This window comes from Mycolicibacter heraklionensis (genome assembly GCF_019645815.1).
Lineage (GTDB): Bacteria > Actinomycetota > Actinomycetes > Mycobacteriales > Mycobacteriaceae > Mycobacterium > Mycobacterium heraklionense.
Window position 1 is genome coordinate 1,995,723 of the sequence record NZ_CP080997.1, and the last position, 26,114, is coordinate 2,021,836.

24 protein-coding genes are annotated in these 26,114 nt (G+C 68.8%); 10 read left to right on the forward strand and 14 right to left on the reverse strand.

Going from position 1 to position 26,114, the window contains the following annotated elements:
• Window positions 1-13 precede the first annotated feature (13 nt).
• Both K3U94_RS09315 and K3U94_RS09320 read left to right on the forward strand, forming a co-directional pair.
• Window positions 14-3,040, forward strand: coding sequence for a bifunctional [glutamine synthetase] adenylyltransferase/[glutamine synthetase]-adenylyl-L-tyrosine phosphorylase (locus tag K3U94_RS09315; protein ID WP_220696306.1), 3,027 nt, complete (start codon window positions 14-16; stop codon window positions 3,038-3,040).
• Window positions 3,041-3,052: 12 nt separating this feature from the next.
• The gene (locus tag K3U94_RS09320; protein WP_220696307.1) at window positions 3,053-3,700 is read left to right on the forward strand and encodes a PaaI family thioesterase; all 648 of its coding nucleotides are present in this window, start codon (window positions 3,053-3,055) and stop codon (window positions 3,698-3,700) included.
• Window positions 3,701-3,716: 16 nt separating this feature from the next.
• Here K3U94_RS09320 and K3U94_RS09325 read toward each other — a convergent pair whose 3' ends face one another.
• Window positions 3,717-5,114: a PE-PPE domain-containing protein gene (locus tag K3U94_RS09325; protein ID WP_230987519.1), complete on the reverse strand. Its 1,398-nt coding sequence runs from the start codon at window positions 5,112-5,114 to the stop codon at window positions 3,717-3,719.
• A gap of 688 nt (window positions 5,115-5,802) precedes the next feature.
• On the opposite strand from K3U94_RS09325, the gene K3U94_RS09330 reads away from it, so the two are divergent.
• The gene (locus K3U94_RS09330) at window positions 5,803-6,477 is read left to right on the forward strand and encodes a hypothetical protein (protein WP_230987520.1); all 675 of its coding nucleotides are present in this window, start codon (window positions 5,803-5,805) and stop codon (window positions 6,475-6,477) included.
• A gap of 35 nt (window positions 6,478-6,512) precedes the next feature.
• Here the strand turns inward: K3U94_RS09330 and K3U94_RS09335 are convergent, their stop codons facing one another.
• Together K3U94_RS09335 and glnA are read right to left on the reverse strand one after the other, a co-directional pair.
• A complete protein-coding gene (locus K3U94_RS09335) occupies window positions 6,513-7,034 on the reverse strand; it encodes an MTB12 C-terminal domain-containing protein (protein ID WP_220696308.1) in 522 nt (173 codons plus the stop codon).
• 64 nt (window positions 7,035-7,098) lie between these two features.
• Window positions 7,099-8,535, reverse strand: a complete 1,437-nt coding sequence (gene glnA, locus K3U94_RS09340) for a type I glutamate--ammonia ligase (protein WP_220696309.1) — start codon at window positions 8,533-8,535, stop codon at window positions 7,099-7,101.
• A gap of 123 nt (window positions 8,536-8,658) precedes the next feature.
• Here glnA and K3U94_RS09345 point away from each other — a divergent pair, with 123 nt between their 5' ends.
• Complete coding sequence (locus tag K3U94_RS09345) at window positions 8,659-9,129, forward strand: RDD family protein (protein WP_220696310.1); 471 nt, start codon at window positions 8,659-8,661, stop codon at window positions 9,127-9,129.
• Window positions 9,130-9,219: 90 nt separating this feature from the next.
• Here K3U94_RS09345 and K3U94_RS09350 read toward each other — a convergent pair whose 3' ends face one another.
• Genes K3U94_RS09350 through sucB form a run of 5 tightly spaced genes read right to left on the reverse strand, consistent with a single transcriptional unit; the run spans window position 9,220 to window position 14,401 of the window.
• Entirely contained in the window at window positions 9,220-9,972 is a 753-nt protein-coding gene (locus K3U94_RS09350) for a DUF4191 domain-containing protein (protein WP_220696311.1), read from the reverse strand.
• 43 nt (window positions 9,973-10,015) lie between these two features.
• On the reverse strand, window positions 10,016-10,972 hold the full coding sequence (locus tag K3U94_RS09355; RefSeq protein ID WP_220696312.1) for a lipoyl synthase: 957 nt from the start codon (window positions 10,970-10,972) through the stop codon (window positions 10,016-10,018).
• Window positions 10,969-11,664 (reverse strand): lipoyl(octanoyl) transferase LipB, encoded by a 696-nt coding sequence (gene lipB, locus K3U94_RS09360; RefSeq protein ID WP_220696313.1) that lies wholly within the window; start codon window positions 11,662-11,664, stop codon window positions 10,969-10,971. The genes K3U94_RS09355 and lipB overlap by 4 nt, the downstream gene beginning before the upstream one ends.
• A gap of 27 nt (window positions 11,665-11,691) precedes the next feature.
• On the reverse strand, window positions 11,692-12,600 hold the full coding sequence (locus K3U94_RS09365; RefSeq protein WP_220696314.1) for a TIGR01777 family oxidoreductase: 909 nt from the start codon (window positions 12,598-12,600) through the stop codon (window positions 11,692-11,694).
• Between the two features lie 43 nt (window positions 12,601-12,643).
• A complete protein-coding gene (sucB, locus tag K3U94_RS09370) occupies window positions 12,644-14,401 on the reverse strand; it encodes a 2-oxoglutarate dehydrogenase, E2 component, dihydrolipoamide succinyltransferase (protein WP_220696315.1) in 1,758 nt (585 codons plus the stop codon).
• 232 nt (window positions 14,402-14,633) lie between these two features.
• On the opposite strand from sucB, the gene K3U94_RS09375 reads away from it, so the two are divergent.
• On the forward strand, window positions 14,634-15,542 hold the full coding sequence (locus K3U94_RS09375) for a hypothetical protein (protein WP_220696316.1): 909 nt from the start codon (window positions 14,634-14,636) through the stop codon (window positions 15,540-15,542).
• Window positions 15,543-15,556: 14 nt separating this feature from the next.
• Here K3U94_RS09375 and K3U94_RS09380 read toward each other — a convergent pair whose 3' ends face one another.
• Window positions 15,557-17,101 (reverse strand): leucyl aminopeptidase, encoded by a 1,545-nt coding sequence (locus K3U94_RS09380; protein ID WP_220696317.1) that lies wholly within the window; start codon window positions 17,099-17,101, stop codon window positions 15,557-15,559.
• Between the two features lie 11 nt (window positions 17,102-17,112).
• Entirely contained in the window at window positions 17,113-18,201 is a 1,089-nt protein-coding gene (locus tag K3U94_RS09385) for an adenylate/guanylate cyclase domain-containing protein (protein ID WP_047321075.1), read from the reverse strand.
• A 32-nt stretch (window positions 18,202-18,233) separates the two neighbouring features.
• Here K3U94_RS09385 and gcvT point away from each other — a divergent pair, with 32 nt between their 5' ends.
• Together gcvT and K3U94_RS09395 are read left to right on the forward strand one after the other, a co-directional pair.
• Window positions 18,234-19,328, forward strand: coding sequence for a glycine cleavage system aminomethyltransferase GcvT (gcvT, locus tag K3U94_RS09390; RefSeq protein ID WP_047321074.1), 1,095 nt, complete (start codon window positions 18,234-18,236; stop codon window positions 19,326-19,328).
• A gap of 23 nt (window positions 19,329-19,351) precedes the next feature.
• Window positions 19,352-20,458 carry a branched-chain amino acid aminotransferase gene (locus tag K3U94_RS09395; RefSeq protein ID WP_047321073.1) on the forward strand — a complete coding sequence of 369 codons (1,107 nt, stop codon included), beginning with the start codon at window positions 19,352-19,354 and terminating at the stop codon, window positions 20,456-20,458.
• 8 nt (window positions 20,459-20,466) lie between these two features.
• Here the strand turns inward: K3U94_RS09395 and K3U94_RS09400 are convergent, their stop codons facing one another.
• The 4 genes from K3U94_RS09400 to K3U94_RS09415 form a co-directional block, all read right to left on the reverse strand.
• A complete protein-coding gene (locus tag K3U94_RS09400; RefSeq protein WP_220696318.1) occupies window positions 20,467-20,628 on the reverse strand; it encodes a hypothetical protein in 162 nt (53 codons plus the stop codon).
• A 125-nt stretch (window positions 20,629-20,753) separates the two neighbouring features.
• Entirely contained in the window at window positions 20,754-21,485 is a 732-nt protein-coding gene (locus K3U94_RS09405; protein WP_220696319.1) for an adenosylcobinamide-GDP ribazoletransferase, read from the reverse strand.
• Window positions 21,482-22,525 (reverse strand): nicotinate-nucleotide--dimethylbenzimidazole phosphoribosyltransferase, encoded by a 1,044-nt coding sequence (gene cobT, locus K3U94_RS09410; protein ID WP_220696320.1) that lies wholly within the window; start codon window positions 22,523-22,525, stop codon window positions 21,482-21,484. The genes K3U94_RS09405 and cobT overlap by 4 nt, the downstream gene beginning before the upstream one ends.
• 31 nt (window positions 22,526-22,556) lie before the next feature.
• Window positions 22,557-23,186 (reverse strand): DUF3043 domain-containing protein, encoded by a 630-nt coding sequence (locus K3U94_RS09415; protein WP_434084921.1) that lies wholly within the window; start codon window positions 23,184-23,186, stop codon window positions 22,557-22,559.
• 133 nt (window positions 23,187-23,319) lie between these two features.
• Here K3U94_RS09415 and K3U94_RS09420 point away from each other — a divergent pair, with 133 nt between their 5' ends.
• The 3 genes from K3U94_RS09420 (at window position 23,320) to K3U94_RS09430 (ending at window position 26,067) form a co-directional block, all read left to right on the forward strand.
• Complete coding sequence (locus K3U94_RS09420) at window positions 23,320-24,438, forward strand: glycerate kinase family protein (protein WP_220696322.1); 1,119 nt, start codon at window positions 23,320-23,322, stop codon at window positions 24,436-24,438.
• A 174-nt stretch (window positions 24,439-24,612) separates the two neighbouring features.
• Entirely contained in the window at window positions 24,613-24,969 is a 357-nt protein-coding gene (locus K3U94_RS09425; protein WP_220696323.1) for a HesB/IscA family protein, read from the forward strand.
• Between the two features lie 123 nt (window positions 24,970-25,092).
• Complete coding sequence (locus K3U94_RS09430) at window positions 25,093-26,067, forward strand: carbohydrate kinase family protein (RefSeq protein ID WP_047321067.1); 975 nt, start codon at window positions 25,093-25,095, stop codon at window positions 26,065-26,067.
• The last annotated feature ends 47 nt before the right edge of the window (window positions 26,068-26,114 follow it).

A 26,114-nucleotide genomic window follows, 5' to 3' on the forward strand; every position in this document is an offset into this window, starting at 1 on the left:
GCCCCCGACGGTCGTGGCTTATCCCGGAGCTCAGCGCCGCAAGCTGCCCAGCGTCGGGCGCCTGGGCCTGGTCGACCGGTATGCCGCAGCAGACCTGACCGCCCTGGGCTGGTACAGCGCGTACACCCAACCGCACGTCGACGTGCTCTGGGCGCTGTCCCGCGCTCCCGACGCCGACGTCGCGCTGCGCACCCTGGTGCGGCTGTCCGAAGCGCCGGGCATCGACTGGGATGAACTGAGCGCAGCGCTCATGGCCGACCGGGGACTGCGCGGGCGACTGTTCGGGGTGCTGGGATCCTCACTGACGCTGGGGGATCACCTGATCACTCACCCGGAATCCTGGAAGCTGTTGACCAGCCCAGCCGACTCCGACGACTACACGATCACACTGCCGTCGGCGACGCAGCTGCGCGCCATGTTCACCGACTGCGTGGCCGCCACCGCAGACGGCGCCTACGTCGAGCGGCTGCGGTCGCTGTACCGCGACCGGCTGCTGGTGTTGGCGTCGATAGACCTGGCGCCCACCGTCGAGAACCTGCCGGTGCTGCCCTTCGTGGCGGTCGGCGAGCATCTGGCCGACCTGGCCGACGCTGCGCTGGCGGCCGCGCTGCGAGTGGCCGAGCTGCACGTCTGCGGCGCCGACGCCGGTGCCACCGTACCCCGACTGGCCGTGATCGCCATGGGCAAATGCGGTGCGCGGGAACTGAATTACGTCAGCGACGTCGATGTCATCTTCGTCGCCGAAGATGCCGGTGCGGTGAGCACCCGGGTGGCCGGTGAGCTGATGCGGGTGGCCGGCGAGGCGTTCTTCGAGGTGGATGCCGGCTTGCGGCCGGAGGGCCGGCACGGCGCGCTGGTGCGAACCCTGGAATCGCACATCGTCTACTACCAGCGGTGGGCCAAGACCTGGGAGTTTCAGGCGCTGCTCAAGGCGCGCGCGGCAGCCGGCGACGCCGACTTGGGCCGGGCCTACATCGACGCGTTGCTGCCGATGGTCTGGACCGCCTGCGAGCGTGAGGATTTCGTCACCGACGTGCAGGCGATGCGGCGCCGGGTGGAGCAGCTGGTGCCCGCCGAGATCCGGTCCCGCGAGCTCAAGCTGGGATCCGGGGGATTGCGTGACGTGGAGTTCGCCGTGCAGCTGCTGCAGCTGGTGCACGGCCGCAGCGACGAGTCGTTGCATGTGGCATCCACGGTCGATGCGCTGGCGGCCTTGGGTGCCGGTGGCTACATCGGCCGCGATGATTCGGCCAACTTGACCGCCTCCTACGAGTTCCTGCGACTGTTGGAACACCGGTTGCAGCTGCAGCGGCTCAAGCGCACCCATATGCTCCCGCCGCTCGACGACGACGAGGCACTGCGCTGGCTGGCCCGCGCCGCCCATGTCCGTCCGGACGGCCGGCATGACGCCCTGGGCGTACTTCGCGAAGAGCTCAAGGCCCAGAACAGGCGGGTGTCGCGGCTGCACGCCAAGCTCTTCTATCAGCCGCTGCTGGAGGCGGTCAGCCCGGAGGGTCTGGAGCTGGTCGGGGGGCTGACGCGCGGTGCCGCGGAACGTCAGCTGGCGGCACTCGGTTACGAGGCGCCGCACAATGCCCTGACGCATCTGGGCGCGCTGACCAATCAGAGTGGTCGCCGGGGCCGGGTGCAGGCGGTGCTGCTGCCCACGTTGCTGTACTGGCTCTCGGACACACCCAATCCCGACGCGGGCCTGCTGGCCTACCGGCGGCTCAGCGAGGCGATGGCCCAGCAGCGCTGGTATCTGAGCACCCTGCGCGACAGCAGCGCCGTGGCCAAGCGGCTGATGCGGGTGCTGGGCACTTCGGCCTACATCCCGGAACTGCTGATGCGCTCACCCGACGTCATCCAGGCCTATGGCGACGGCCCGACGGGGCCGAAGCTGCTCGACACCGATTCGGACGCGGTGTCGCGGGCGCTGATCGCGTCGGCGGGCCGCTATCCCGACCCGGTCCGCGCGATCGCCTCGGCCCGCAGCCTGCGGCGCCACGAGCTGGCCCGCATTGCCTCGGCGGACCTGCTGGGCATGCTCGACGTCATCGATGTCTGCCGGGCCCTGACCGCGGTGTGGGTGGCGGTGTTGCAGGCCGCCCTGGACGCGATCATCCGGGTCAATCTCCCCGGCTCGCCCGACGCAGACGCGGAGTCCGCGCCGGCGCGGATCGCGGTGATCGGCATGGGCCGGCTCGGCGGGCGCGAACTCGGCTACGGCTCGGATGCCGATGTCATGTTCGTGTGCGAGGCCAATGAGAAGGCGGCGGGGGTGAGCGACGGCGACGCGGTGCGTTGGGCGACCTCGATCGCCGAGCAGGTCCGGGCGCTGTTGGGCACCGCCAGCGTCGACCCGCCACTGCAGGTCGACATCAACCTGCGTCCCGAGGGCCGCAACGGCCCGCCGGTGCGCACGTTGGCCTCCTACGCGGCCTACTACGACCAGTGGGCGCAGCCGTGGGAGATCCAGGCACTGCTGCGGGCGCACTGCGTCGCCGGTGATCCGGACCTGGGCAACCGGTTCCTGCGGATGGTCGACGCCACCCGTTATCCGCCCGGTGGGGTGTCCGCCGACGCGGTGCGGGAGATTCGCCGAGTGAAGGCGCGCGTCGACGCCGAGCGGCTGCCGCGCGGGGCCGACCCCAACACGCACACCAAACTGGGCCGAGGTGGCCTGGCCGACGTCGAGTGGACCGTGCAGCTGCTGCAGTTGCGCCACGCCCACCGTGTACCGGCGTTGCACAACACCTCTACGCTGGAAACCCTGGACGCCATCGCCGCTGCCGGGCTGCTCGAGGAAGACGATGTGGACCGGCTTCGGCAGGCCTGGCTGATCGCAACCCGTGCCCGCAACGCATTGGTGCTGGTTCGTGGCAAACCCACCGACCAACTGCCCGGGCCGGGCCGCGCGCTCAACGCGGTTGCGGTGGCCGCCGGCTGGCCCGGCGGCGACGGCGGTGAGTTCCTGGACAACTACCTCCGGGTGACGCGGCGCGCGAAGGTTGTGGTGCGCAAGGTATTCGGAGACTGAAGGAGGACCTCGGTGGTGGATTTCAGGGCTCACTCGAACGTGCCGACGATCAGCGGCGACGAGAGCGGGCAGCTGTTGGAGCGGTACGGACCGTTGGCCCAAGCGGTCCGCGACCTGATCGACGCCTCCATCCGCACCCAGGCCGACGACCCCACGGCCCGCGAGGTGACCGCTCAGATACAGCAGCTGACCGAGCGGCTTCGTGCCGGGACCCTCAGCGACTCACCGGGACTGCGCTATGTCGTCGACGGGCGGCCGCTGGCGTGGGGTAACGCCGTGGTGGGTCTGCGTAACCCGATCGCACCGCCGCTGGTGATCCAGCACGGGGAGACCGGGCACTGCTGGAGTGACTTCTATCTGGGCGCGGCCTACGAGGGCCCGCCGTCGCTGGTCCACGGCGGCGTCAGTGCCCTGGTGCTCGACCATGTGCTCGGCGAGGCGGCCAGCGACGGCCTGACTAAGCCGCGCTACACCGGCACGATCACGGTGAAGTACCTGCGCGGAACACCGTTGGGGCCGTTGCGCGCCGAAGCCTCGATCTACCGCAAGGACGGCGTCAAGACGTACGCCCGCGGACATATCTCCGACGCCAACGGGGTCACCGTGGAGGCCGACGGGGTCTTCATCACGCCGTCCTGGGCCCGCGACGGGCTCGAGTGACGGCGGCCGCCACCCGTTACAGCGAGATCAGGGCCGACAGCACGCTCAGCGCGCCGATTCCGATGCCCGCGGTGGCCAGTCCCATGTCGGCCGCGATCGGCATCATGACGGCATTGAGCAGGTCACCGGAGGCCAGCTCCTGTGCGAACAGACTGACGTCGTATGCCGGCAGGGTGGTGAACAGGGCGTTGACCAGGTCGGTGATCGGCAGCAGGGTCGAGTAGAGGGTGGACAGATCGGCGGAGAACGCGTTCACCCCGTCGGTGAAGTCGCTTAACACCGCCGCGCTGTTGGCCAGGGCGTCGGGCAGACTCGGCAGCGAGCCCAGATCGTTGAGGAAGTCCTGCCAGCCCTGCTGAACACCGTTGCCCAGCGCCGTGAGGACGTCACCCAGATCGACGTTCGGGAACAACCCGAACGGGGTGGACAGGTTAGCCGGCCCCGGGTCCCAACCATTTTCGATATTGCCGTAGCCCAGGTTGATCAGCACCCGCAGCGCCGGCTGCATCAGATCTGCCAGCGGATCGCCCAGGATGGGAACGGCTCGCAGCAACTCCAGCAGCGGCAGGTTCTCGGTGGGAATCATGAAGTAGTCGGTGTGGCCGGCATAGCCTTCCGACACCGGCAGCAGGACGGATTGGGCGATCTGCTCGTCGGAGAGGTCGGGGATGGTGCCGTGCACGAATGCGATGCCCAAGACGGCGTTGAGATCGGCCAGGAAGTTCAGCGGGTAACGCGGGAAGTCCGAGAAGCCGTCGTACTCCATGTTGTAGATGGCGGTGTCCCACGGGGTGTCCGACGGGGTCGCCCCGCTGAAGGTGACGCCCATGCTGGGGAAGCTCAGCGGCGGCAGGCCCGGGTCGCCGAAGCGTGACAGCAGGCCACCGTTGGGATTGCTGGGGTCGACCAGCAGGACGAACGACAGCTGATCGGAGGTCGGGATCTGATCCGCCGGCAGTGCCAGCAGGTTGCGCATCTCCAGCGAAGCGATGGTGGAACTCTGCGATCCGCCCACCACCACGAGGTCGTGCCCCAAGGCGAGCCGCTCCTTGATGGTGGCGTCCAGGATCTGGACGCCCTGCGCCAGGGACTGGTCGAGTACCAGCGACTTGACGCCGGTCATCGGATACAGGCCTTCCGGGGTGAAGAGGGGATGCACCGAGTCGACCGGGAACACCGGCTGGCCGGGGAAGATCGGCGCGGCCGGCATGATGTAGCGCTCGCTGATGGCGGCGATGAGTGCTTGTGAGGGGATCGGGGTGCCGCTGCCACCCATACCCCAGCCCTCGGTGTCGAGCAGGATCACCTGCGCGGAGACCGTCTTCGGGGTTTGGGCCGCAATGCCTGCGGGGAGGGCGGGACCGGCGATCAGCAGCGGCGCCATGGCCAGCGGCAGCAACCTGGGGTTAGTCATGGGCGTCCCTTTCGTGGAAAACAAGCCCTTTAGCTGGAAAGTCACTGATCTGGCGATAAATTACATCGGACTGTTTCTAAGTTCAATCACATGTTTGAGAGGTTTGGTAACGCCCGTTACCGGCTCCTCTCTTCTGGCGTGTGGAGCCGCCCCGGCAAACGTCTGCGGCAGAATCAACGCGGCCGCGGTTCAGCACCGATTGGCCGCTGGCTGCGGCCATCCGGCGAATCAAATTCCTTGTCCGCAAATGTGTTTCGGCAGCAAGGGAAGCGGGCTTCGAAGAGGGGCCGGTCGTGACGAGCCAGGCTAGCGTTCTTTCTCCGGCTCCCGGCAAACACACAGAATCGCGCGGGTAATTCGCCGGCCAGGCGGCTTCGTCGTTGGGCGGTCCGGTGTTTCCGCGCAGGAGTTCTTCTCCGGTGATGGGCATGGTTGATTTGGGGTGGGGTGGTTCCGTTGGTCCGGCCCAGTCGGCCGGATGTGGTGACGAGGGTTCGTTGTCTGCCGTCGGCGGCGTCGTGTGATCGCAACCGCAGGCGAAGAACAGTTCACCGGCGTTGGTGCGCCGCCCTTAGCCCACGGCTTGGAGTGGTGGATTTCGCAGCGATAGCCCGGGGCTGGGTAAATTGCGCAGGACAGGCCAGGCTTCTGGCTATTTGCTATGCTTCTTCTTCAGAAATATTCATGTTTGCTGCTGCGGCCGGCGACGTGGGGTTCGGGGAGGAAGAGGGTTATGCAGATGTCGGGTGATATCCGTCGTTTTGGAGTCGGAGCCGGCTTGATCGGCGGGGCCGTAGCGGTCGCGCTGACGGTCGGGCTGGGCGGCGCCCACGCCGGAGCGGCCGATCAGCTTGCCGGTGTCGCAGCCGCCGGAGGAGGCGCCGACTCGACCGATCTGCTGATCATGGCCGGCGTGAATTTCCTCGATGCCAAAGGCGTCATCACTGGGATCGATGTCTCGGAGCTGTCCGGCACCTTGCTCTCAGCCGTCGAGTCGGCGCAGCGCATTCCAAGCATCCTGGACACGTTTGTGTTCATGGTGGACGACAGGCTGGTGCCGGCAGAGTCCGCGATCCTCGCGCATTCTGGTTCGATGTCCTCGCTGATCGATCAACTGTTCTTGGCGCCGCTCAACCAGCAGTGGGCGGATGCCAGCGAGTCAATGCTCAATGCCACCAACGCATTCGAGAGCGCGATCGAGGACGGATCGGTCCCGGGCGCTGTCAGTGCTCAATTTCAGATGCTCGGGGTCATCTTCTCTGAGACGATCCCGGCAGCGATCGCGTCCATGCCCATCGTGTGGATCGGAAGCCTTTTCGACGACGCCGTGACCACGGCGGGCCTCTTCGACTTCTCGTTCTGACTCCACCGGTCTGGCTGACCGCTCACGCAGCTCGGTCACCAGCCGAAGACGGCGACGTTACCGCCGGGGTTGGGGTGCGGCCCGACCCGGTGTATGACGTGGCGGACCATGTTGACCAATGTCGGGTCATACGAGTCGTGGGTGAGCTGCCAGGTCCCGTCGTGGTCGACCAGGACCAGCGGCCGTATCACGGGTACGGGCTGCCGCGGCCCGGTGAGGGCTGCGGTGACACCGGCCAGGTTATTGATCGCCGGCTGGACATCGGTGACGGTGAAGGCGAACGGCAGGGCGTGATGCCGGTCCAGCTTGGCCAGTCCCTGATCGTTCTGGCTCATCTCGTCCGGCGAGAGCCCGCCTTCGACCAGCGTGGCCTTGTCCGCGTCGGGGACCGCCGGGTCGGTCAGTTGGTTCAAGATGGCCGTCACCTGCTCGGCGGTGGGGACGGGGGCGCCCGGGGGTGGCCCGGGGTCGGCATGTGCTCCGGGCGCACACGCCAGCGTCGTGGTGACTATCGCTGTTCTGATGGCAGTCCGCCACGCGCGCGTCAGGGCGAGCATCAGTTAATCGTAATACGATATTTCGGCGGATCGGGGCTGCATCCGATCAAGCCGGCCGACCTGCTCAGCAGTCGTAGTACAGCGCGAACTCGTACGGGTGCGGGCGAACGCTGATCGGCGTGATTTCGTGGTCGCGCTTGTAGCGGATCCAGTTCTCGATGAGGTCCGAAGTGAATACGCCGCCCTCGGTGAGGTATTCGTGGTCGGCCTCGAGGTTGTCCATCACCTCGGCCAGCGTGGTAGGTGCCTGCGGGATGTGGGCGGCCTCATCCGGTGGCAACTCGTAGAGGTCCTTGTCGACCGGGGCGGCCGGCTCGATCTTGTTCTTGATGCCGTCGATGCCGGCCATCAACATCGCCGCGAACGCCAGATACGGGTTGCTGGACGAGTCCGGGCAGCGGAACTCCAGGCGCTTGGCCTTGGGGTTGGTGCCGGTGATCGGGATGCGCACGCAGGCCGAGCGGTTGCGCTGGCTGTAGACCAGGTTGATCGGCGCCTCGTAGTGCGGCACCAGTCGCTTGTAGGAGTTGAGGGTGGGGTTGGTGAACGCCAGCAGCGACGGCGCGTGATGCAGGATCCCGCCGATGCAGTGGCGGGCGGTGTCGGACAGTCCGGCGTAGCCGGCCTCGTCGTAGAACAGTGGCTGACCGGCCTTCCACAGCGACAGGTGTACGTGCATCCCCGAGCCGTTGTCGCCGAACAGGGGCTTGGGCATGAACGTGACGGTCTTGCCGTTAGCCCAGGCGGTGTTCTTGATGATGTATTTGAACAACATGACGTCGTCGGCGGCATGCAGCAGGGTGTTGAACTTGTAGTTGATCTCCGCCTGCCCCCCGGAGCCGCATTCGTGGTGGCCGCGTTCCAAGGTGAAGCCGGCATTGGCCAGGTTGGTGGTCATGGTGTCGCGCAAGTCGACGTACTGGTCGTTGGGGGCGACGGGGAAGTAGCCGCCCTTGGGGCGGGTCTTGTATCCGCGATTGGCCCGTCCGTCGGCCTCGGTCGGCGAGCCGGTGTTCCACCAGCCCGAATCGGAGTCGACCTCGTAGAAGGTGCCGTTCATCTGGGAGTCGAAGCGCACTGAGTCGAAGATGTAGAACTCGGCTTCGGCGCCGAAGTAGGCGGTGTCGGCGATGCCGGTGCTGGTGAGGTAGTTCTCGGCTTTGCGGGCCACGTTGCGCGGGTCACGGGAGTAGGGCTCGCGCGTGAACGGGTCGTGGACGAAGAAGTTCAGGTTGAGGGTCTTGGCGGCCCGGAACGGATCGATCTGGGCAGTGGAGAAGTCGGGGAGCAGCATCATGTCGGACTCGTGGATGGACTGGAAACCGCGGATGGAGGATCCGTCGAAGGCCAGCCCGTCTTCGAATACGCTGGCGTCCAGCGTGGACGCGGGGATCGACAGATGTTGCATCTGACCGGGCAAGTCGCAGAACTGGATGTCGACGTACTCCACGTTCTCATCGGCGACGAGCTTGAGAATGTCGTCGGCCGTCTTGTCGGTCACAGAAGTTTTCTCCTCCGCTGGTAGCCCCGGTCGGACGCTGAGGTTGCCGGTGCTGACGTTACGCAACCGCGGCCGGACCCGTCGACGCCGGGTCGGATTCGCCGCCCGCCTATCGTAGGGGCCATGAGCCGCACGTTCTCCTCGTGGCTGTCCGGGCCGGAATCTGCCGGACCCAGCCGTCCCGACAACGCCCCGGGGCGGGGCCTGGGTTTGCCATCCAGCGGCCCGGGTTCCCTGGCGCCGATGGGGCGCCGGGTGGCGGCCCTGGCCCTCGACTGGATGGTGAGCTACGGGCTGGCCGGCCTGGCAGTGGCAGCCGGCGTGGTGACCGCGGAATACCTGGCAACCGTGGTGCTGGGGATCTGGCTGGTGCTCGGGGTGGCCGCCGTACGCCTGTTCGGCTTCACGCCGGGCCAGTACGCCTGCGGGCTCCGGGTGGTCCCGGTGGACGGCCCCGGCCTGGGCGTGGGCGTCGGTCGCGCCACGGTTCGTGGACTGTTGATCGCACTGGTGGTGCCGGCCTTGTTCGCCGACGCCGACGGCCGTGGCCTGCAGGACCGGGCCACTGCCACCGCCGTGGTGCGCAGCCGCTGAGTCTTTAGCCGCCGCATTGAGTCTGCGTGTACGGCGCAAAAATGCGAGTAGGCCCCGCCGTCAGCGCAGAGTCAACGGGCTGTTTGTGAGCTAACGCCGGCGCACCGCGCGCTGAACACCACGCACCTTCGCGCCGCCGGGCAGCGGCCCCTTGGGCATGGCCGCGGTTCCGGTCCGCGAACCCAGCGCGGCCAGCTTCGACTCCAGCGAATCCATCTGCTTCGTCGTGATGTTGGCCGGCAGCTTGGTCAGGAAACGTTCCAGCTTGGCCAGCGGAACCTCACCGTCGCCGGTGCCCACCACCACGTCGTAGATCGGTACCTCACCGACCAGCCGGGCGGTGCGCTTCTTCTCCTGGGCGAGCAGTGGCTTGAGCCGAGCGGGGGAACCCTCGGCGACGAAGATGATGCCCGGTCGCCCGATCACCCGGTGCACGGCATCGAGCTGGCCGGTAGCGGAGACCCCCGGGGTCACCCGCCACTTGCCACGCAGGTTGTCCAACGCCCAGGCCGCAGCGCCGGCCTGCCCCTCGGCTTTGCGGTAGACCGACCGCTGAGCGCGCCGGCCGAAGATGATGAATGCCACCAAGGCGCCCAACACCAGGCCGAGTGGGATCGTCGTCACCTTGGCGAACGTGCCGCCGTTGAGTGCCAGTGCCGTGGTCACCCCGGCGACCAGCACGAAGGCGCCGACCATGTAGGGCACCAGCCGCGTGTCCTCTTTGCGCTGCAGCTGGAAGGCTTGCCACAGCTGGGTGCGGCGCTGCCTGCTGGCGGCCTTGCGGGCGGCTTTGGCCTCCGCCCGGGCAGCCTTGTTCTCGGCGGTATTGCGCGGTCTGGGCATAGCTACCAAGGATACGCAGCCGGACTGGCCGCCACCCGGGGCCTCAGCCGTGGGCGGCGGCGGGGGACTGCTCGCGGCGTGACCGGTTTTCCAGCGCCTGCTGATAGAGGCGTCCGGCTCGATACGACGAGCGCACCAGCGGCCCGGACATCACTCCGGCGAAGCCCAGCTGCTCGGCGTAGCGGGCGTGCTCGACGAACTCCTCGGGCTTGACCCATCGGTGGATCGGGTGGTGTCGCTCGGTGGGGCGCAGGTACTGGGTGATGGTGACCAGTTCGGCGCCGGCGTCGTACAAGTCGGACAGGGCCGCCCGGATCTCTTCGGGGGTCTCGCCCATGCCCAGGATGAGGTTGCTCTTGGCCACCAACCCCGCGTCACGGGCCTGGGTCAGCACGTTCAGGCTGCGTTCGTAGCTGAATCCGGGCCGGATCAACTTGAAGATACGCGGCACGGTTTCAACGTTGTGCGCCAGCACTTCCGGGCGAGACTCAAACACTTCGCCCAACAGGTCGGGCCGTCCGCCGAAGTCGGGGATCAACAGTTCGACGCCGGTCGACGGGTTGAGGTCCTTGATGGCACGCACCGTCTCGGCGTAGAGCCAGGATCCCTGATCGGGCAGATCGTCGCGGGCGACACCGGTGACCGTCGAATACCGCAGGCCCATCGACTGCACGCTCTCGGCTACCCGGCGTGGTTCGTCGCGGTCCAGCTCGGGAGGCTTACCCGACTTGATGAGACAGAACGAGCAGTTGCGGGTGCAGACCTCTCCGCCGATCAGGAAGGTGGCCTCCCGGTCTTCCCAACACTCGTAGATGTTGGGACAGCCCGCTTCCTCGCACACCGTGTGGAGCTTTTCCTGCTTCACCAAAACCTTGAGCTGGGTGTAGCTCGGCCCCATCCGGGCGCGGGTCTTGATCCACGGGGGTTTGCGTTCGATCGGAGTCTCGGCGTTGCGTGCTTCGGCACGGCTTAACCTACGGCCTTCCGGGGCGGCGCTCACCTGGTCGATGTTACGCGTGGAGCGGAATGCTCGCGCACCGGCAGCACGCCGTCGAGAGCGTCGACGACTGCGCTGGCCACCGCCTGCCGCACGTCCTCGACGCCGGTCACGAAGCCCAGCTCCGCCGACAGCGACGTCACTCCCGCGTCGGTGATCCCGCACGGCACAATCGAGCTGAACGCATTGAGATCACAATCACAATTGAGCGCGAATCCGTGCAACGTGGTGGCGCGGGCCACCCGGACACCGATCGCGGCGACCTTGCGAGCGGGCCGGCCACCTCCCGGCGGCAGCCACACCCCGGATCGGCCGTCCACTCGAACCGTGTTGAGGCCCAAAGTGTTACACACCTCGATCAACGATTCCTCAAGGCGTCGAACGTAATTCACCACATCCAATGGTTCGGCGAGGCCGATCACCGGATAGCCCACGAGCTGGCCCGGGCCGTGCCAGGTGATCTTGCCGCCGCGGTCGGTGTCGACCACCGGGGTGCCGTCCATCGGGCGCTCTTGCGGCTCGGTGCGGCGCCCGGCGGTATAGACCGGCGGGTGCTCCAGCAGCAGCAGCGTGTCCGGGCCGCCGGCCGACCTGGCCTCGGCCAGCTCGCGTTGCAGTTGCCAGGCCGCGCCATAGTCGACGGTGCCCAGCTGGCGCACCTCGATCGGTGCGGCGCTGGAGCGGATGGAGGCCATGTTCGCAGGCTACTCGGCGCGGTGTGTCTACAGCGGGGTCGGCCGGGAGGTGGCGTAGGTCAGGGCCTCGCCCACGGTGTGGTGGGCAAACCGGAAACCGGCCTGCTCCAACACGGCGGGAATGGCTCGCTGTCCGGTGAGGAGGCTTTCGGCGAATTCGCCGAGCCCGGCACGGACCGCGAAAGCGGGTAACAGCATCGGGGTCGGGCGGCCGACCGCGCGTCCCAGTGCGGCGGTGAACTCGGCATTGGTCACCGGCGCCGGCCCGGTCAGATTCACCGGGCCGGACAGCGTGTCATGCGAGATCGCGAACGCCAGCGCCCGCACCTCGTCCTCCATGCTGATCCACGACATGTACTGCCGGCCGTTGCCGATCCGGGCGCCGAGTCCCAGGGAGAACAGCGGTCGCAACCGGCCCAAGGCGCCGCCGGAACGCGACAGCACGATGCCGGTGCGGGCCAACACCACGCGGGCGCCCGAAGCTTGGGCGGACGCCGTTGCCGCTTCCCAGTCCTCGGCGAGCTGAGCCAGGAACCCCGTTCCCGCCGAACCGGATTCGTCGACGATGCGGTTGCCCGTATCACCGTAATAGCCGACCCCGCTCGCATTGACCAGCACCGGTACGCCGGCCTCGGCCACCGCGGCCGACAGCACCTCGGTGGGGGTGATCCGGCTGTCGCGCAGGCTCTGCTTGAACGCCCCCGACCAGCGGCGGTCACCCACGCCGACGCCGCACAGATTGACCACGGCGTCGACTCCGGCCAGTGCGCCGACGTCGATGTCACCGGCCTCGGGGTCCCACTGCAGCTCGCCGGCGTTGGCCGGTGCCCGCCGCACAATCCGCAGCACCTGGTGATCGTCGGCACGCAACGCCGAGACCAGAGCCGAGCCGATCAGCCCGGATGACCCGGCGATCGCGACGATGGGGTTGCTCACAGCTGAATCCTCTTGCAGCTCTTCGGAAAAGCCCCCGGCGCCGTTACAGACCCAGGTCTGCCTCGAACGCACCCTCTTCGAGCCGGTTCTTGATCGTGGTCACGAACCTCCCGGCGTCCGCGCCGTCGATCAAACGGTGGTCGTAGGTCAGCGGCAGGTAGCAGACCGAACGCACCCCCACCGACTCGTTGCCGGCTTCGTCGATGACGACCCGCGGCCGTTTGACGATGGCTCCGGTGCCGAGCATGGCGGCCTGCGGCGGAACCAGAATCGGGGTGTCGAACAGTGCGCCCTGGCTGCCGATGTTGGTGATCGTGAAGGTACCCCCGGACAGCTCGTCCGGTTTGAGGTCACCCGAGCGCGCCCGGGCCGCGATGTCGGCGATGGCGCGGGCAAGTCCGGCCAGGGACAGATCACCGGCGTTGTGGACGACCGGGGACAGCAGACCCTGCTCGGTGTCCACGGCGAAGCCGAGGTGCTCGGCGTCGTGGTAGGTGATCTCGCCGGCGTCCTCGTTGTAGCTGGCGTTGACGTTGGGGTGCGCCTTGAGGGCGTCGATCACCGCGCGGGCGATGAACGGAAGGTAGGTCAGGTTGACGCCCTCGCGTTCGGCGAAGTCCGCCTTCGCCCTGGCCCGCAGCGCCACGATCTTGGTCATGTCCACCTCGTGGACCTGGGTCAGCTGCGCGGTGGCCTGCAGGGATTCGCGGGTTTTCTTGGCGGTGATCTGACGGATCCGGCTGGCTTTGGCGGTGGTGCCACGCAGGTGTGCCAGCGCCGAGGCGGGTGCCGGAGCGGCCGGGCGCTGGGCGGCCGGTGCCGCCGGCGCCTGCTGCGGCTCGGCCTGCTTCGCCGCGAAGGCCAGCACGTCCTGCTTGCGGATCCGCCCGCCGACTCCGGTGCCGGTCACCTGGTTCAGATCGACGTTGTTGTCGGCGGCCAGCTTGCGCACCAGCGGGGTCACATATCGTGCGGCGTCGCCGGCCGGGGCCTCGGCCGCGGCGGGCTGCGCCGGTGGGGGTGCGGCCGCGGGTGCCGGCGCGGGGGTGGGTTCCGGTCGGGCCTGCGGAGCCGGCGCCGGGGGAGCAGGCTCGGGTGCAGGAGCGGGAGCCGCCGGTGCAGGGGCGGGAGCGGTGGGAGCGGGCGTGGGAGCCGGCGCGGCGGCGGGGGCCGCCGGGGCACCGGAGCCGATTCGGGCCAATTCACCGCCGACCTCGACAGTGGTGTCCTCGCCGGCGGTGATCGACAGCAGGGTGCCGGCCACCGGTGACGGAATCTCGGTGTCGACCTTGTCGGTGGAGACCTCCACCAGCGGCTCGTCGACCTCGACGGTGTCACCGACCTGCTTGAGCCAGCGCGTCACGGTGCCTTCGGTGACCGACTCACCCAGCTCGGGCATGAGCACCGGGGTGCCGTCTCCGGCGGGTGCCTCCGGGGCGGCGGGCGGGGGAGCAGCGGCGGCCGGCTCGGCCGGTGCCTCGGCAGCGGGAGCCGGCTCAGCCGGCGCAGGTGCGGGCTCGGCTGCCGGTGCCGCGGGGGCCGCCGGCGCCGCGGCGCTGTCCCCGGCCTCACCGATCAACGCCAGCTCACCGCCGACCTCGACCGTGGTGTCCTCGCCGGCGATGATCTTGGTCAGCACACCCGCTACCGGTGACGGGATCTCGGTGTCGACCTTGTCGGTGGAGACCTCCAGGAGCGGCTCGTCAACCTCGACGGTGTCGCCTTCCTGCTTGAGCCAGCGGGTCACCGTTCCCTCGGTGACGCTCTCACCGAGGGCGGGCATCTGGACTGAGAAGGCCATCGTTGTTGACTCCTCGCTCGATCGGTCGCTGCACGTCGTTTCCTGGATACCACGTCAGTGGTGCGGCGAGGGCGGTGCCCAGGTGGACTGTCGAAAACCATCCTGTCATTGCGGTGCCGCGGGCACACACTGAGGTGGCGGTCGCACGGCGCCCGGCGCCGTGCGGTAGTGCACGAAACGCAGTCCGCCAAAGCACTACTGCGGCCGCTGAAGCGTCACTACTATCTCGCGGGTGCCCGCTGAGCAGATCGCCGCAACCTGTGAGCTGTGGACCGGCTTCGACGTATCCATCGTGGCCCGTAACTACGCCCAACTAGCCGGTTTGCTGGCCGGTTTCGCGTTCGTCGTCATCAACCTGGTGCTTGATCGCGCGTACCGGCGTCGTAGCGATGGTCATTCGCCGGACCCTCGCGAGGTCGAGCACGAGACCCTCACCGGGGTCGCGCTGATGAACGCATTTCTCGGGCTGTTCCTGACCGCGGTGCAATACAGTCTGCTGGCCGGTGAACAGGGTTGTGCGGTGGCCAGCGGCCGTGCCACGTCCGCTGAACTGTTGGGCGGCATATCGTTTGTGGCCTCGCTCTACATTCTGCTGTACGCGGTCGTGCAGTTCGTGTCGGGCAGCGCCGGAACGCTGATCAGACACTGCGTGTTCATTGTGGCGGTCCTGGTCCCGCCGATCGCGGTGTTCTTCGTGGAGGCGACGCTGACCGACCTGGCGCTCTCGCTGGGTGACCAGCAGGCGCATCGGCCGTTGCAGCCGCTGTGGGACGACGCCAACCGGCTGTCTGTGCCCATCACGGCGGGCATCGCGATCGCCTGTGCGACCGGATGGTTCCTCGGGCGCGGGCGCCGGCGTAGCGAATCGCCGATCGGGTCCATGGCCGCGCGGATTCGGACGGCGTTTCCGTACCTGAGCACCGTCGTCATCATCGCGGCGATCGTTCGCTCGATGGCGGCGCTGCCGAAAACCGATGTGGCATCGCACCTGGATTCGTCGGAAGCCTGGTGCTGGGTTGTCGTGTTCGCCGGGTTGATGCTGGTGCAAAGTGCGGCGCTGTCGTTTCAACAGGGCGTGGAAAGCCTGCACCGCCCGGCGCCGACGCCGCAGAGCGCGCCAGACGCGGAAGTCCAAGCCTGACGGCCGACCGTGGGTCAGCCGTTCGCGGCGATGTCTTCCAGCACCGCGAACATGGTGCGAGTCGGCACCCCAGTGCCACCCTTGCCGGTGTAGCCCCAGGCGCCGCCGGAGTTATAGGCCGGCCCGGCAACGTCGATGTGCACCCAGGCCACTCCGTCGGCCACGAACTCACGCAGGAACACCCCGGCGACCAGCATGCCGGCGAACCGCTGGCCACTGACGTTGGACAGGTCGGCCACCGTCGACTTCAGGTCCTCTTTGAGCTCGTCGGGCAACGGCATCGGCCAGCCGTTCTCGCCGACGGCCTGCGAGATCGCTGCCACTCGGTCGCGGAACTCGTCTGAGCCCATCACCCCGGGGATGCGCGCGCCGAGCGCCACCGTCTGCGCGCCGGTCAGCGTCGAGGTCTCAATGAGGTAGTCCGGGTCGTCCTCGCAGGCCCGCACGATCGCATCGGCCAGGATCAGCCGGCCTTCGGCGTCCGTGTTGAGCACCTCGACGGTGGTGCCGCCGTACTGCGTGAGCACGTCGCCCGGGCGCTGCGCCGTCGACGACGGCATGTTCTCGGCCATCGGCACCGTCGCGGTCACGTCGACCGTCAGCCCGCGACGCGCAGCGAGCACCACCGTCGCGATCACCGCGGCCGCCCCGCCCATGTCGGAGGTCATGTGGTGCATCGAGGCCGCCGGCTTGATCGAGATGCCCCCGGTGTCGAAGGTGATGCCCTTGCCGACCAGCGCCACCTTCTTCGCGCCGGCCGGGTCGTCGAGCAGGCGTGATCCCCGATGGGTCAGTCGCACCAGACGCGGCGGGCGCGAGGAGCCCTGACCGACACCGATCACCCCGCCGTAGCCGGCGGCGGCGAGCGCCTGCTCGTCGAGCACCTCGACCTCCAGGCCGACCGACTCGCCCAATGCCCTGGCGCGGTCGGCGAATTCGGCCGGAAACAGGTGACTCGGCGGGGTGTTGACGAAGTCGCGCGCGGTGGCCACCGCGGCGGCGATGTCGGCGCCGCGCGCCGCCTGCGCCTCGGCGTCGGCCGCGGTGGACAGCACGGTCACGGACCGCAGGCCGGGTTCCTTGGGGGCGGTCTTCTCGCTGCGGAAGGCGGTGAATCGGTAGCCGCCCAGCAGCAGCCCCTCGACGCCGGCGGCGAGCACCCCGTCACCGGGCAGCCCGCTCAGCACGCTGATCACCGTGGCAGTGCCGTTGAGTGAACGTGCCGCACTTCCGGCGGCCCGCCGGACGGTGTCGGCCGGCCAGGAATCACGCGGCTTGCCCAGTCCGACGGTCACCACACTGGCCACCGGCAGCGATGCCACCACCAGCCGGTTCACCTGCTCACTGCTGCCCTTGGCGCCCAGCGCGCGCAGACCAGCCTCGATCTCGGCGACCGCCTCGGCGGGCAGCGCCGGCTCGGTAGCGGCGACCACGGCGCCGGATTCAGCCTCGTCATCGGCCGCGACGATCGGCACGATCAGCACGGCCTCATCCGCGTTGGCGGGCAGCGAGGAGGCGACAGTGACGGAGGGGGCGGGGTATCCGGGTTCGGTGCTCACAAGCACTCACCCTAACGATCTGGGTTCGGGTGCAATTGGTATGCCGGGACGGGTTCGTCGAAACCCTTGAGCGTCAACGGTTCCTGCAGGGTAGCCGGCCAGTCGGGGAGTTCGTCGCGGACGCAGGTAGAGGCCAGCACTTGGCCGGGTGCGGCCGCATCCACCAGGCGCGCGGCCAGATTGACCGGGGTGCCGAAGTAATCGCCGTTGATGGCCACCATCTCGCCGTAGGCCACACCGGCACGTACCTGCAATCCGGCTTTGCGGGCCTTCGGGTGGTCGACAAGGTCGATCGCCGCCCTGGCCAGCAGTTCTCCGGTCGCACTCACCCACATCACCGCGTCACCGATGAACTTGACCACCCGCCCGCCGTCGCAATGCACGACGTCGGCGACGGTGCCGGCGAAATCGGTGAGCAGCGTCGCCAGCTCCGCGGAGGTGAGGACCTGGGTCAGCGCGGTGAAACCGGTCAGGTCGGCGAACCCGACGCCGCACATCAGGCTGGCCGCCGGCCCGCCGGCCAGCCCCTCGAGGAAGGTCCGGTGGCTGACCTGGTGCTGGCGGTGGACGGCGTCGATCATGGCGCCGATACGCGGGATATAGCCCGCGACCGAGCGCCAGGCCCGGGCGGTGCGCAGTTCGTCGCGGGTGTGGCCCAGCCACATGTCGGGCTCGCTGAGCCGGATCATCGACGACTCGGCCTCGGCCAGCCGCGCCATCGTGGCCCCCAGCACCCGCAGAAAGCCGTCGACGGGCTCCCCGAGATAGGACCGCATCTGGACCCAGGTGGCCAGCCCGTCCACGTCGGCCTGACTCAGCGCGGGCGTGTCCGGGCCGGGAACAGTGAGCCCGAGCATCCGCCACGCCTGCGCGACGTCGTCGACCGGCAGACCCAGCGCCTCGGCCGCGGTGCGCAACGTGTAGTCGGGCGGGCCCGAGCGTCCCACCGCGTCACCGGCCAAGCCGAACAACCGGCCCTGGCGCTCGGCCTCGGCCATCTCTTCGACGGTGAAACCCAGGCCGTCGAGGTACTCGACCAGGCCCGCACGGCCCCTGGGGTCAGCGATACCGGCAGCCTCGAGCGCATCCCAATCCACCATTCACACCAGTGTGCCGATTAGGGTGGCTCGACGTGAGCGAACTGCAACACGGACCCCTGGAAGACCGCCACCGCGCGCTGGGCGCCAGCTTCGCCGAGTTCGGCGGGTGGCTGATGCCGGTCTCCTACGCCGGCACGGTCGCCGAGCACAATGCCACCCGCGAAACGGTGGGTCTCTTCGATGTCAGCCACCTGGGTAAGGCGACCGTTCGCGGTCCGGGTGCGGCGGCCTTCGTCAATGCGACGCTCACCAACGACCTGGCCAGGATCGTGCCAGGGCAGGCTCAATACACGTTGTGCTGCAATGAATCCGGTGGCGTAATCGACGACCTGATTGCCTACTACGTCTCCGACGACGAGATCTTCCTGGTGCCCAACGCCGCTAACACCGCAGCCGTGGTGGCTGCGCTGCAGGAAGTGGCTCCGGCCGGGGTGACGATCACCGACGAACACCGGTCGCGCGCGGTGCTGGCGGTGCAGGGCCCGCGGTCGACGGAAGTGGTCGCCGGTCTCGGCCTGCCGACCGAAATGGACTACATGGCGTTCGCCGATGCCGCCTTCGCCGGCGTGCCTGTCCGGGTGTGCCGGTCCGGTTACACCGGTGAACACGGCTACGAGCTGCTGCCGGAGTGGGAATCCGCGGGGCCGGTGTTCGACGCACTGGTAGAGGCCGTACGGCAGATCGGTGGCGAGCCGGCCGGCCTGGGCGCCCGCGACACCCTGCGCACCGAGATGGGCTACGCGCTGCACGGACACGAACTGTCGCCGACCATCTCGCCGCTGCAGGCCCGCTGCGGTTGGGCGATCGGCTGGAAGAAGGAATCGTTCTTCGGCCGCGACGCGCTGCTGGCGGAGAAGGCCGCCGGCCCGGCTCGGCTGCTGCGCGGTCTGCGCGCCACGGGTCGGGGAGTGCTGCGTGCCGACCTGGCCGTGCTCGACGGTGACCGCCGGGTCGGGGTCACCACGTCGGGCACGTTCTCGCCGACGCTGAAGGCCGGCATTGCGCTGGCACTGATTGACGTAGATGCGGGCATCAAAGATGGTGGACGGCTGGATGTCGACGTGCGCGGCCGCGCCGTCGAATGCGAGGTGGTGACGCCGCCGTTCGTCACGGCAAAAACCCGCTAGCGCACCGGTTATACAATCGCTGCATGACGAGCAGCCTCCTCGAGTTCCACGTGTCGGTCACCGCGAACCCGACGCCCGACGAGGTGCGCGAATCCATTTTGGCGGAGCCGGGTTTCGGTAAATACCACACCGACCACATGGTGTCGATCGACTACACCGTGGACGCGGGTTGGCACAATGCGCGGGTCATCCCTTACGGGCCCATCGAACTGGACCCGTCGGCCATCGTCCTGCATTACGCGCAAGAGGTGTTCGAAGGGCTCAAGGCCTACCGGTGGACCGACGGATCGATCGTCTCGTTCCGGCCGGAGGCAAATGCTGCCCGGATGCGCGCGTCGTCGCGGCGGCTGGCGATTCCGGAGTTGCCCGACGATCTGTTCATCGAGTCGTTGCGGCAGTTGATCGCCGTGGACGGAGCCTGGGTGCCCGCGCCGGGCGGTGAGGAATCGCTCTACCTCCGCCCGTTTGTCTTCGCCACCGAGCCGGGGCTGGGGGTGCGCCCGGCCAATGAGTACCGCTGCCTGGTGATGGGCTCACCGGCCGGGGCGTACTTCAAGGGCGGGATCAAGCCGGTGAGCGTGTGGCTGTCGACGGAGTACGTGCGGGCCTGCCCCGGCGGTACCGGCGCGGCCAAGTTCGGCGGTAACTACGCCGCGTCGCTGGTCGCCCAGGCGCAGGCCGCCGACAACGGCTGCGACCAGGTGGTGTGGCTGGATGCGGCCGAGCGCCGCTACGTCGAAGAGATGGGCGGGATGAACCTGTTCTTCGTGTTCGGCACCGGTGGGTCGGCGCGCCTGGTCACTCCCGAGCTGTCCGGCTCACTGCTGCCGGGTATCACACGGGATTCGTTGCTGCAGTTGGCAAGTGACGCCGGGTTCGCCGTCGAAGAACGCAAGATCGATGTCAGTGAATGGCAGAAGAAAGCCGCTTCCGGTGAGATCACCGAGGTCTTCGCCTGCGGAACGGCCGCCGTCATCACTCCGGTCTCGCAGGTCAAATCCGCCGACGGCGAGTTCACCATCGCCGACGGCCAGCCCGGTGAGGTCACCATGGCGCTGCGCGACACCCTGACCGGAATCCAGCGCGGCACCTTCGCCGACACCCACGGGTGGATGGCCCGGCTGGACTGAGCCGCAGCTCAGCCCACCGGATCTGACGGCAGGCTGATCTCGTCGGCCAACGCCGACCAGTCCTCGGTCATGCACTCACAACAATCGGGATAGCCGTCATCGACGCTGCCGTCGGTCATCGCCTTGCGTGATTCCCGGCTCCGCTTGCTGTAACTATGGTGGCGAGCCATCGGCGCCCCTCCCCGTGGACCAGATGTTAATGCCGACCAATTTTTACAAAACTACCCTGAAGGTAAGAATCCGGGTGGGAGAAATGTGTATAAGTCCGGAGAAATGCGTTGCTCGTTCGAAGTGGTCAGAGCGCGGCCAGAGCCACTGCGACCAGCGTCGTCGTCCACTCGATGACGGCCCCCAGCACGTCGCCGGTGATACCACCCAGGCGGCGCACACAGTGTCTGACCAGAACGGCGGCGCAACATAGGGCCACCGCGACGGCCGCCGGCCCGTGCCACGGCGCCGCGCCGGCAGGTATCGCCCCGACGAGCAGCGCCACTACCCAGGCGGCCGCGACCGGCAGCGGCTGACTGCCGGCCACCGTGGCGCCCAGCATGCTTCCCGCAGCGGCGGGCACCGAGCGAAGGCAGGCCAGCACGGCGGCCACCCGGCCGGCGCAGACCGCGACCACGATCTGCCCGGCGCTCAGCATCGGGAAGGTGGTCGCCTGCAAGCCGATCACCAACACCACCGCGACGACCCCGAACGGGCCGGTCGATCCCTCGCGCATCACCTGCAGCGCCTGCGGCGCGGGCCGATAGCACCCCAGGCCGTCGGCGGTGTCGGCCACCCCGTCGATGTGCAGCCCACGGGTGGCGGCCAGCAGCGCCGCCACGGCCAGTAGGCCGGTCACCGGGCTGCCCGGGCCGAAGGCATATCCGCCGGCCCACACCATGGCCGCGGCCAGCGCGCCGAGAGCGGCGCCGATCACCGGCAGCGCCGTCAGCGCCCCGCGCCCCGGTGGATGGGCGGCCGCCCCCGGCAGCTGCACGGCCGTTCCGAACCCCACCGCGGCGACCAGTGAACGGATCACCCGGACGCTCCGTCGGCCGGCCCGGACACACCCGCCTCGGCGAAGGTCGACATCGACGACAACGCCGCGACGGCGGCGCGCAGCACCGGCAGCGCCACCGCGGCGCCGGTGCCCTCGCCCAACCGCATCCGCAGGTCGAGGATCGGCTCCAGACCCAGCGCCGCGCAGGCCATCGCGTGCGCCGGCTCCGGCGAACGATGCCCGGCCTGCCACCAGGCCCGAGCCCCGGGGGCCAGCCGGTCGGCCACCAGTGCGGCAGCCGTCGACGCCACGCCGTCGAGCAGCACCGGGGTGCGCCGCACCGCGGCCTGGGCGCAGAAGCCCGCCAGCGCCGCCAAGTCGGCGCCGCCGCAGCAGCGCAGCAACGCCAGAGGATCGGCGTGCTGCGGGCGGGATCGGAAGAGCGCGTCGCGCACTGCCGCGGTCTTGCGCGCCCAGCCGGCGTCATCGATCCCCGTCCCGTGGCCCACCACCTCGGCGGGCTCGGCGCCGGTCAGCGCGGCGATCAATGTCGTTGCGACGGTGGTATTTCCAATTCCCATATCGCCGGGGATGAGCAGATCTGCTCCGCCGTCGACTTCTTCGTCGGCGATTCGCCGGCCCGCTTCGACCGCGGCGAGGGTCTCCTCGGCGGTCAGGGCGTCCTCGCACGTGATGTCACCGCTGCCGCGACGCACCTTGTAGGCACTGGTGGCTTCTCCGTTTACGGCCATGTCCACCACCCGCACCCCGGCCCCGCCGACGGCGGCCAGTGCGTTGATGGCCGCCCCGCCACGGTCGATGTTGGCGACCATCTGCGCCGTCACCTCCGCGGGGTAGGCGGACACCCGTTCCCGGGTCACACCGTGATCGCCGGCGAACACCACAATGCGGACACGCTCGAATTGTCTTGGCGGACAATGCCCTTGACAGGACGCGGCCCACACCGACAGAGCCTCCAGGCGGCCCAGTGAACCCGCGGGCTTGGTCAGGGAGTCCTGCCGGGCCCAGGCGGCCGCCGCCACCTCGGCATCGGGCGGGCTGACCGGTGGGAAATCCACGAAATCCAAGGTTGTCGGCCCCGATTCGGGCTCAGTCGAGGCGTTCGCCGCGCCGCACCTGCGGGCGGGGTGCTCGCATGCGGCGCAGTGTGGATGCGCGGCTGGCGGCGTACAGCCCCAGCTTCCAACGGCTTTCGAGATTGTCGGGGAACTTGGCGTCGACCAGCCTGCCGGCCTTGCGGGCCACCAGCACTCCGTCGATGGCCATCAAGACCATCAGCAGCATCATCGCCGGCGAAATGTAGTACTGGATCTGCGGGACCGCCATCATGATGAACATCAGGCCCAGCGCGACCGGCATGAACAGGCCCAACAGGTTGTAGCGGGCGTCGACGATGTCGCGAACATACCGGCGTACCGGGCCGCGGTCGCGTTCCAGCAACGCGGACTCGTCGCCGGCCAGCATCCGTTGCCGGCGGTCGGCCATTCGCTCACGGCGCTCCGCTTTCGCGATCCGGCGCTCCTCCTTGCTCAGCTTCGGGCCGGCCAGCGACTTGCGCCGGGCCCGGGCCTCCGCGGAGGTCATCGGCGCCGGTGCCACCGGGCCGCGACGTTTGGCCGCGGCGCTGCGCTTGGGGGTGGGCCGGCCCTTGGGCGGGGTCACACCGCCGCGAATGGCGTCCTCAGACTCGTCGCCGTCGAGAGAGACGGCGGAGACCACGGACTCAGCGGGCTGAGTCTCGTCTTTTCTGCGCCCCGGCAACTTCACGCCCGCCAGATTACTTGCCTCCTCCGCCCGGCCTGCGTCGCCGTCCGCGCGCCTGGAATCCGCGCGCCTGGAATACGCTGCAGAGATGGCTGATCACCCGGGTGTCGGCGGCTCAGCCGGTCCTCGGGTGCGGGCGCTTCGGGTGCTGATCGCGCCGGACTGTTTCGGCGAGAGCCTGACCGCGGTGCAGGCCGCCGCCGCTATCTCGACGGGCTGGCATCGCAGCCGACCACACGACCGGCTGGCGATCGCACCGCAGTCTGATGGTGGCCCGGGCTTTGTCGCGGTGCTGGCCACCGCGCTGGGCGCCGTGCAGCGGTCGCGGGTCATCGGGCCGCTGGAGGAGTCGGTCGAGGCGGAATGGGTCTGGGACGCCGAAACCAAGACCGCCTACCTGGAGTGCGCGCAGGCCTGCGGGCTGGCACTGCTCGGCGAACCGCCGTCACCACGGACCGCCCTGGTCGCCCACAGCGCCGGTGTCGGCCAGCTTGTCGCGGTGGCCCTGGCGGCCGGGGCGCAGCGGATCGTCGTCGGCCTCGGCGGCAGTGCCTGCACCGACGGGGGCCGCGGCATGGTCGATGAACTGGGCGGCCTGGCCGCTGGCCGACGGCGGCTCGCGGGGGTCGAACTGGTCGCGGCCTGCGACGTCGAATACCCGCTGCTGGGGCCGTGGGGCGCGGCCCGCGTGTTCGGCCCGCAGAAGGGCGCCGACGCGGCCACGGTCGCGGTACTCGAGAGCCGGCTGGCCGCCTGGGCGACCGAACTGGACGCCGCCGCCGGATGGGAGGCCAGTTCCGCGTCGGGCGCCGGGGCGGCCGGAGGGATCGGAGCAGCCGTGCTGGCCCTGGGCGGCACCGTCGAGTCCGGGGCGGAGATCGTGGCCCGTCACACCGGTCTGGAGGCCGCGCTCGCCGACACCGACGTCCTGGTCACCGGCGAGGGGCACTTCGACCAGCAGTCGCTGCACGGAAAGGTGATCGGTTCGCTGGCGGCTGCGGCCCGGGCGCGGGAGATACCGCTGCTGGTGTTGGCCGGACAGATCAGCCTGGACGAACCGGCATTGCGGTCGGCCGGCGTGTTGGCCGCCCGGGCGATCGCCGATTATGCCGGCTCGGTGGGGCTGGCCCTGATCGACGCCGCGAACCAACTGATCGGGCTGACCGCCGTCACGGCGGCGCAGATCGGTGGCCGCCCGACGGGTTAGCCCGGGTGATTCGGCACTCCAGCTTCGCCTCTCCTGCGTCGAGCCTCGCTAACCGCCGGGCTCGCCGCATGGGTAGGGAACACGTTGGCGCAGGGTATCGTTGTTGTGGTGGGCTCGAGTGCCTCGCGTCGAGGTCGGGCCCGCCCCCATGATCAACCGCAATAGGGAGACGCAATGACTGTTCAAGATCAGTCGGCCACCGAGTCTCACGGCGTGGTCTTGACCGATGAGGCCGCGGCCAAGGTGAAGGCGCTGCTGGAACAGGAAGGTCGTGACGACCTGACCCTGCGGATTTCGGTCCAGCCGGGCGGCTGCGCCGGCCTGCGCTACAACTTGTTCTTCGACGACCGCAGCCTCGACGGTGACGTGGTAGCGGAGTTCAACGGCGTCACGCTGACCGTCGACCGGATGAGCGCGCCGTATCTGCAAGGCGCCGAGATCGGCTACGCCGACCAGATCGACAAGCAGGGCTTCACCATCGAGAACCCCAACGCCGGCGGCTCGTGCTCGTGCGGCGACTCGTTCAACTGAGCGCCTGAATATCACCTGAACGTCGGGGGTTTTGTGCTGCCCGGCGACGAACCGGCGGCACCGGACCGCTACCGTGGGTACCCACATCCAGGCCCATGGTGACCATACGAGGGGGATTCTTCAGTGACGATTGCGGTGACCGGTTCGATCGCGACCGACCATCTGATGCGCTTTCCGGGTCGGTTTTCCGAACAGCTGCTGGCCGATCACCTGCAGAAGGTGTCGCTGAGCTTCCTGGTCGACGACCTGGTGGTGCACCGCGGTGGGGTGGCGGGCAACATCGCCTTCGCCATCGGTGTGCTCGGTGGTGACGCCGCCCTGGTCGGTGCCGCCGGCGCCGACTTCGCCGACTACCGGCAGTGGCTGGTCTCCCACGGGGTCAACTGCGACCACGTGCTGACCTCGACGACCGCGCATACCGCCCGGTTTGTCTGCACCACCGACCAGGACATGGCCCAGATCGCGTCGTTCTACCCCGGTGCGATGTCGGAGGCCCGCAACATCTCGCTGGCCAAGCTGGTCGAGACCGCTGGGAAGCCGGAGCTGGTGATCGTCGGGGCCAACGACCCCGAGGCGATGTTCTTGCACACCGAGGAGTGCCGCAAGCTCGGGCTGGCGTTCGCCGCCGACCCGTCGCAGCAGTTGGCCCGGCTGACCGGGGACGAGATCCGCAAGCTCATCGACGGTGCCACCTACCTGTTCACCAACGACTACGAGTGGGATCTGCTGCTGTCCAAGACCGGCTGGACCGAGGCCGACGTCGCCAAGCAGGTCGGGCTGCGGGTGACCACCCTGGGCGGCGACGGCGTCGACATCGTTTCCCCGGACGGCTCCCGCATCCACGTCGGCGTGGTTCCGGAGAAGTCCCAGACCGACCCGACCGGGGTCGGCGATGCTTTCCGCGCCGGCTTCCTCACCGGACGCAGCGCCGGGCTGAACCTGGAGCGCTCCGCGCAGCTCGGTTCGCTGGTGGCCGTGCTGGTGCTGGAGTCCACCGGGACCCAGGAGTGGGTGTGGGACCGCGACGTCGCGGTGAGCCGGTTGGCGGACGCCTACGGTGACGCGGCCGCAGCCGAGATCAGCGCTGCGCTCAAGTAATCGACGCTGACTCTGCGCCTACCAGGCAAACGTGCGAGTAGCTGGCC

Coding starts and splice junctions, on each gene's coding strand:
- K3U94_RS09325 (WP_230987519.1), bottom strand. CDS start 5,114: ATGACTAACCCCAGGTTGCTGCCGCTGGCCATGGCGCCGCTGCTGATC.
- K3U94_RS09335 (WP_220696308.1), bottom strand. CDS start 7,034: ATGCTCGCCCTGACGCGCGCGTGGCGGACTGCCATCAGAACAGCGATA.
- K3U94_RS09345 (WP_220696310.1), top strand. CDS start 8,659: ATGAGCCGCACGTTCTCCTCGTGGCTGTCCGGGCCGGAATCTGCCGGA.
- K3U94_RS09350 (WP_220696311.1), bottom strand. CDS start 9,972: ATGCCCAGACCGCGCAATACCGCCGAGAACAAGGCTGCCCGGGCGGAG.
- lipB (WP_220696313.1), bottom strand. CDS start 11,664: ATGGCCTCCATCCGCTCCAGCGCCGCACCGATCGAGGTGCGCCAGCTG.
- sucB (WP_220696315.1), bottom strand. CDS start 14,401: ATGGCCTTCTCAGTCCAGATGCCCGCCCTCGGTGAGAGCGTCACCGAG.
- K3U94_RS09385 (WP_047321075.1), bottom strand. CDS start 18,201: ATGGTGGATTGGGATGCGCTCGAGGCTGCCGGTATCGCTGACCCCAGG.
- K3U94_RS09395 (WP_047321073.1), top strand. CDS start 19,352: ATGACGAGCAGCCTCCTCGAGTTCCACGTGTCGGTCACCGCGAACCCG.
- K3U94_RS09400 (WP_220696318.1), bottom strand. CDS start 20,628: ATGGCTCGCCACCATAGTTACAGCAAGCGGAGCCGGGAATCACGCAAG.
- K3U94_RS09420 (WP_220696322.1), top strand. CDS start 23,320: ATGGCTGATCACCCGGGTGTCGGCGGCTCAGCCGGTCCTCGGGTGCGG.
- K3U94_RS09425 (WP_220696323.1), top strand. CDS start 24,613: ATGACTGTTCAAGATCAGTCGGCCACCGAGTCTCACGGCGTGGTCTTG.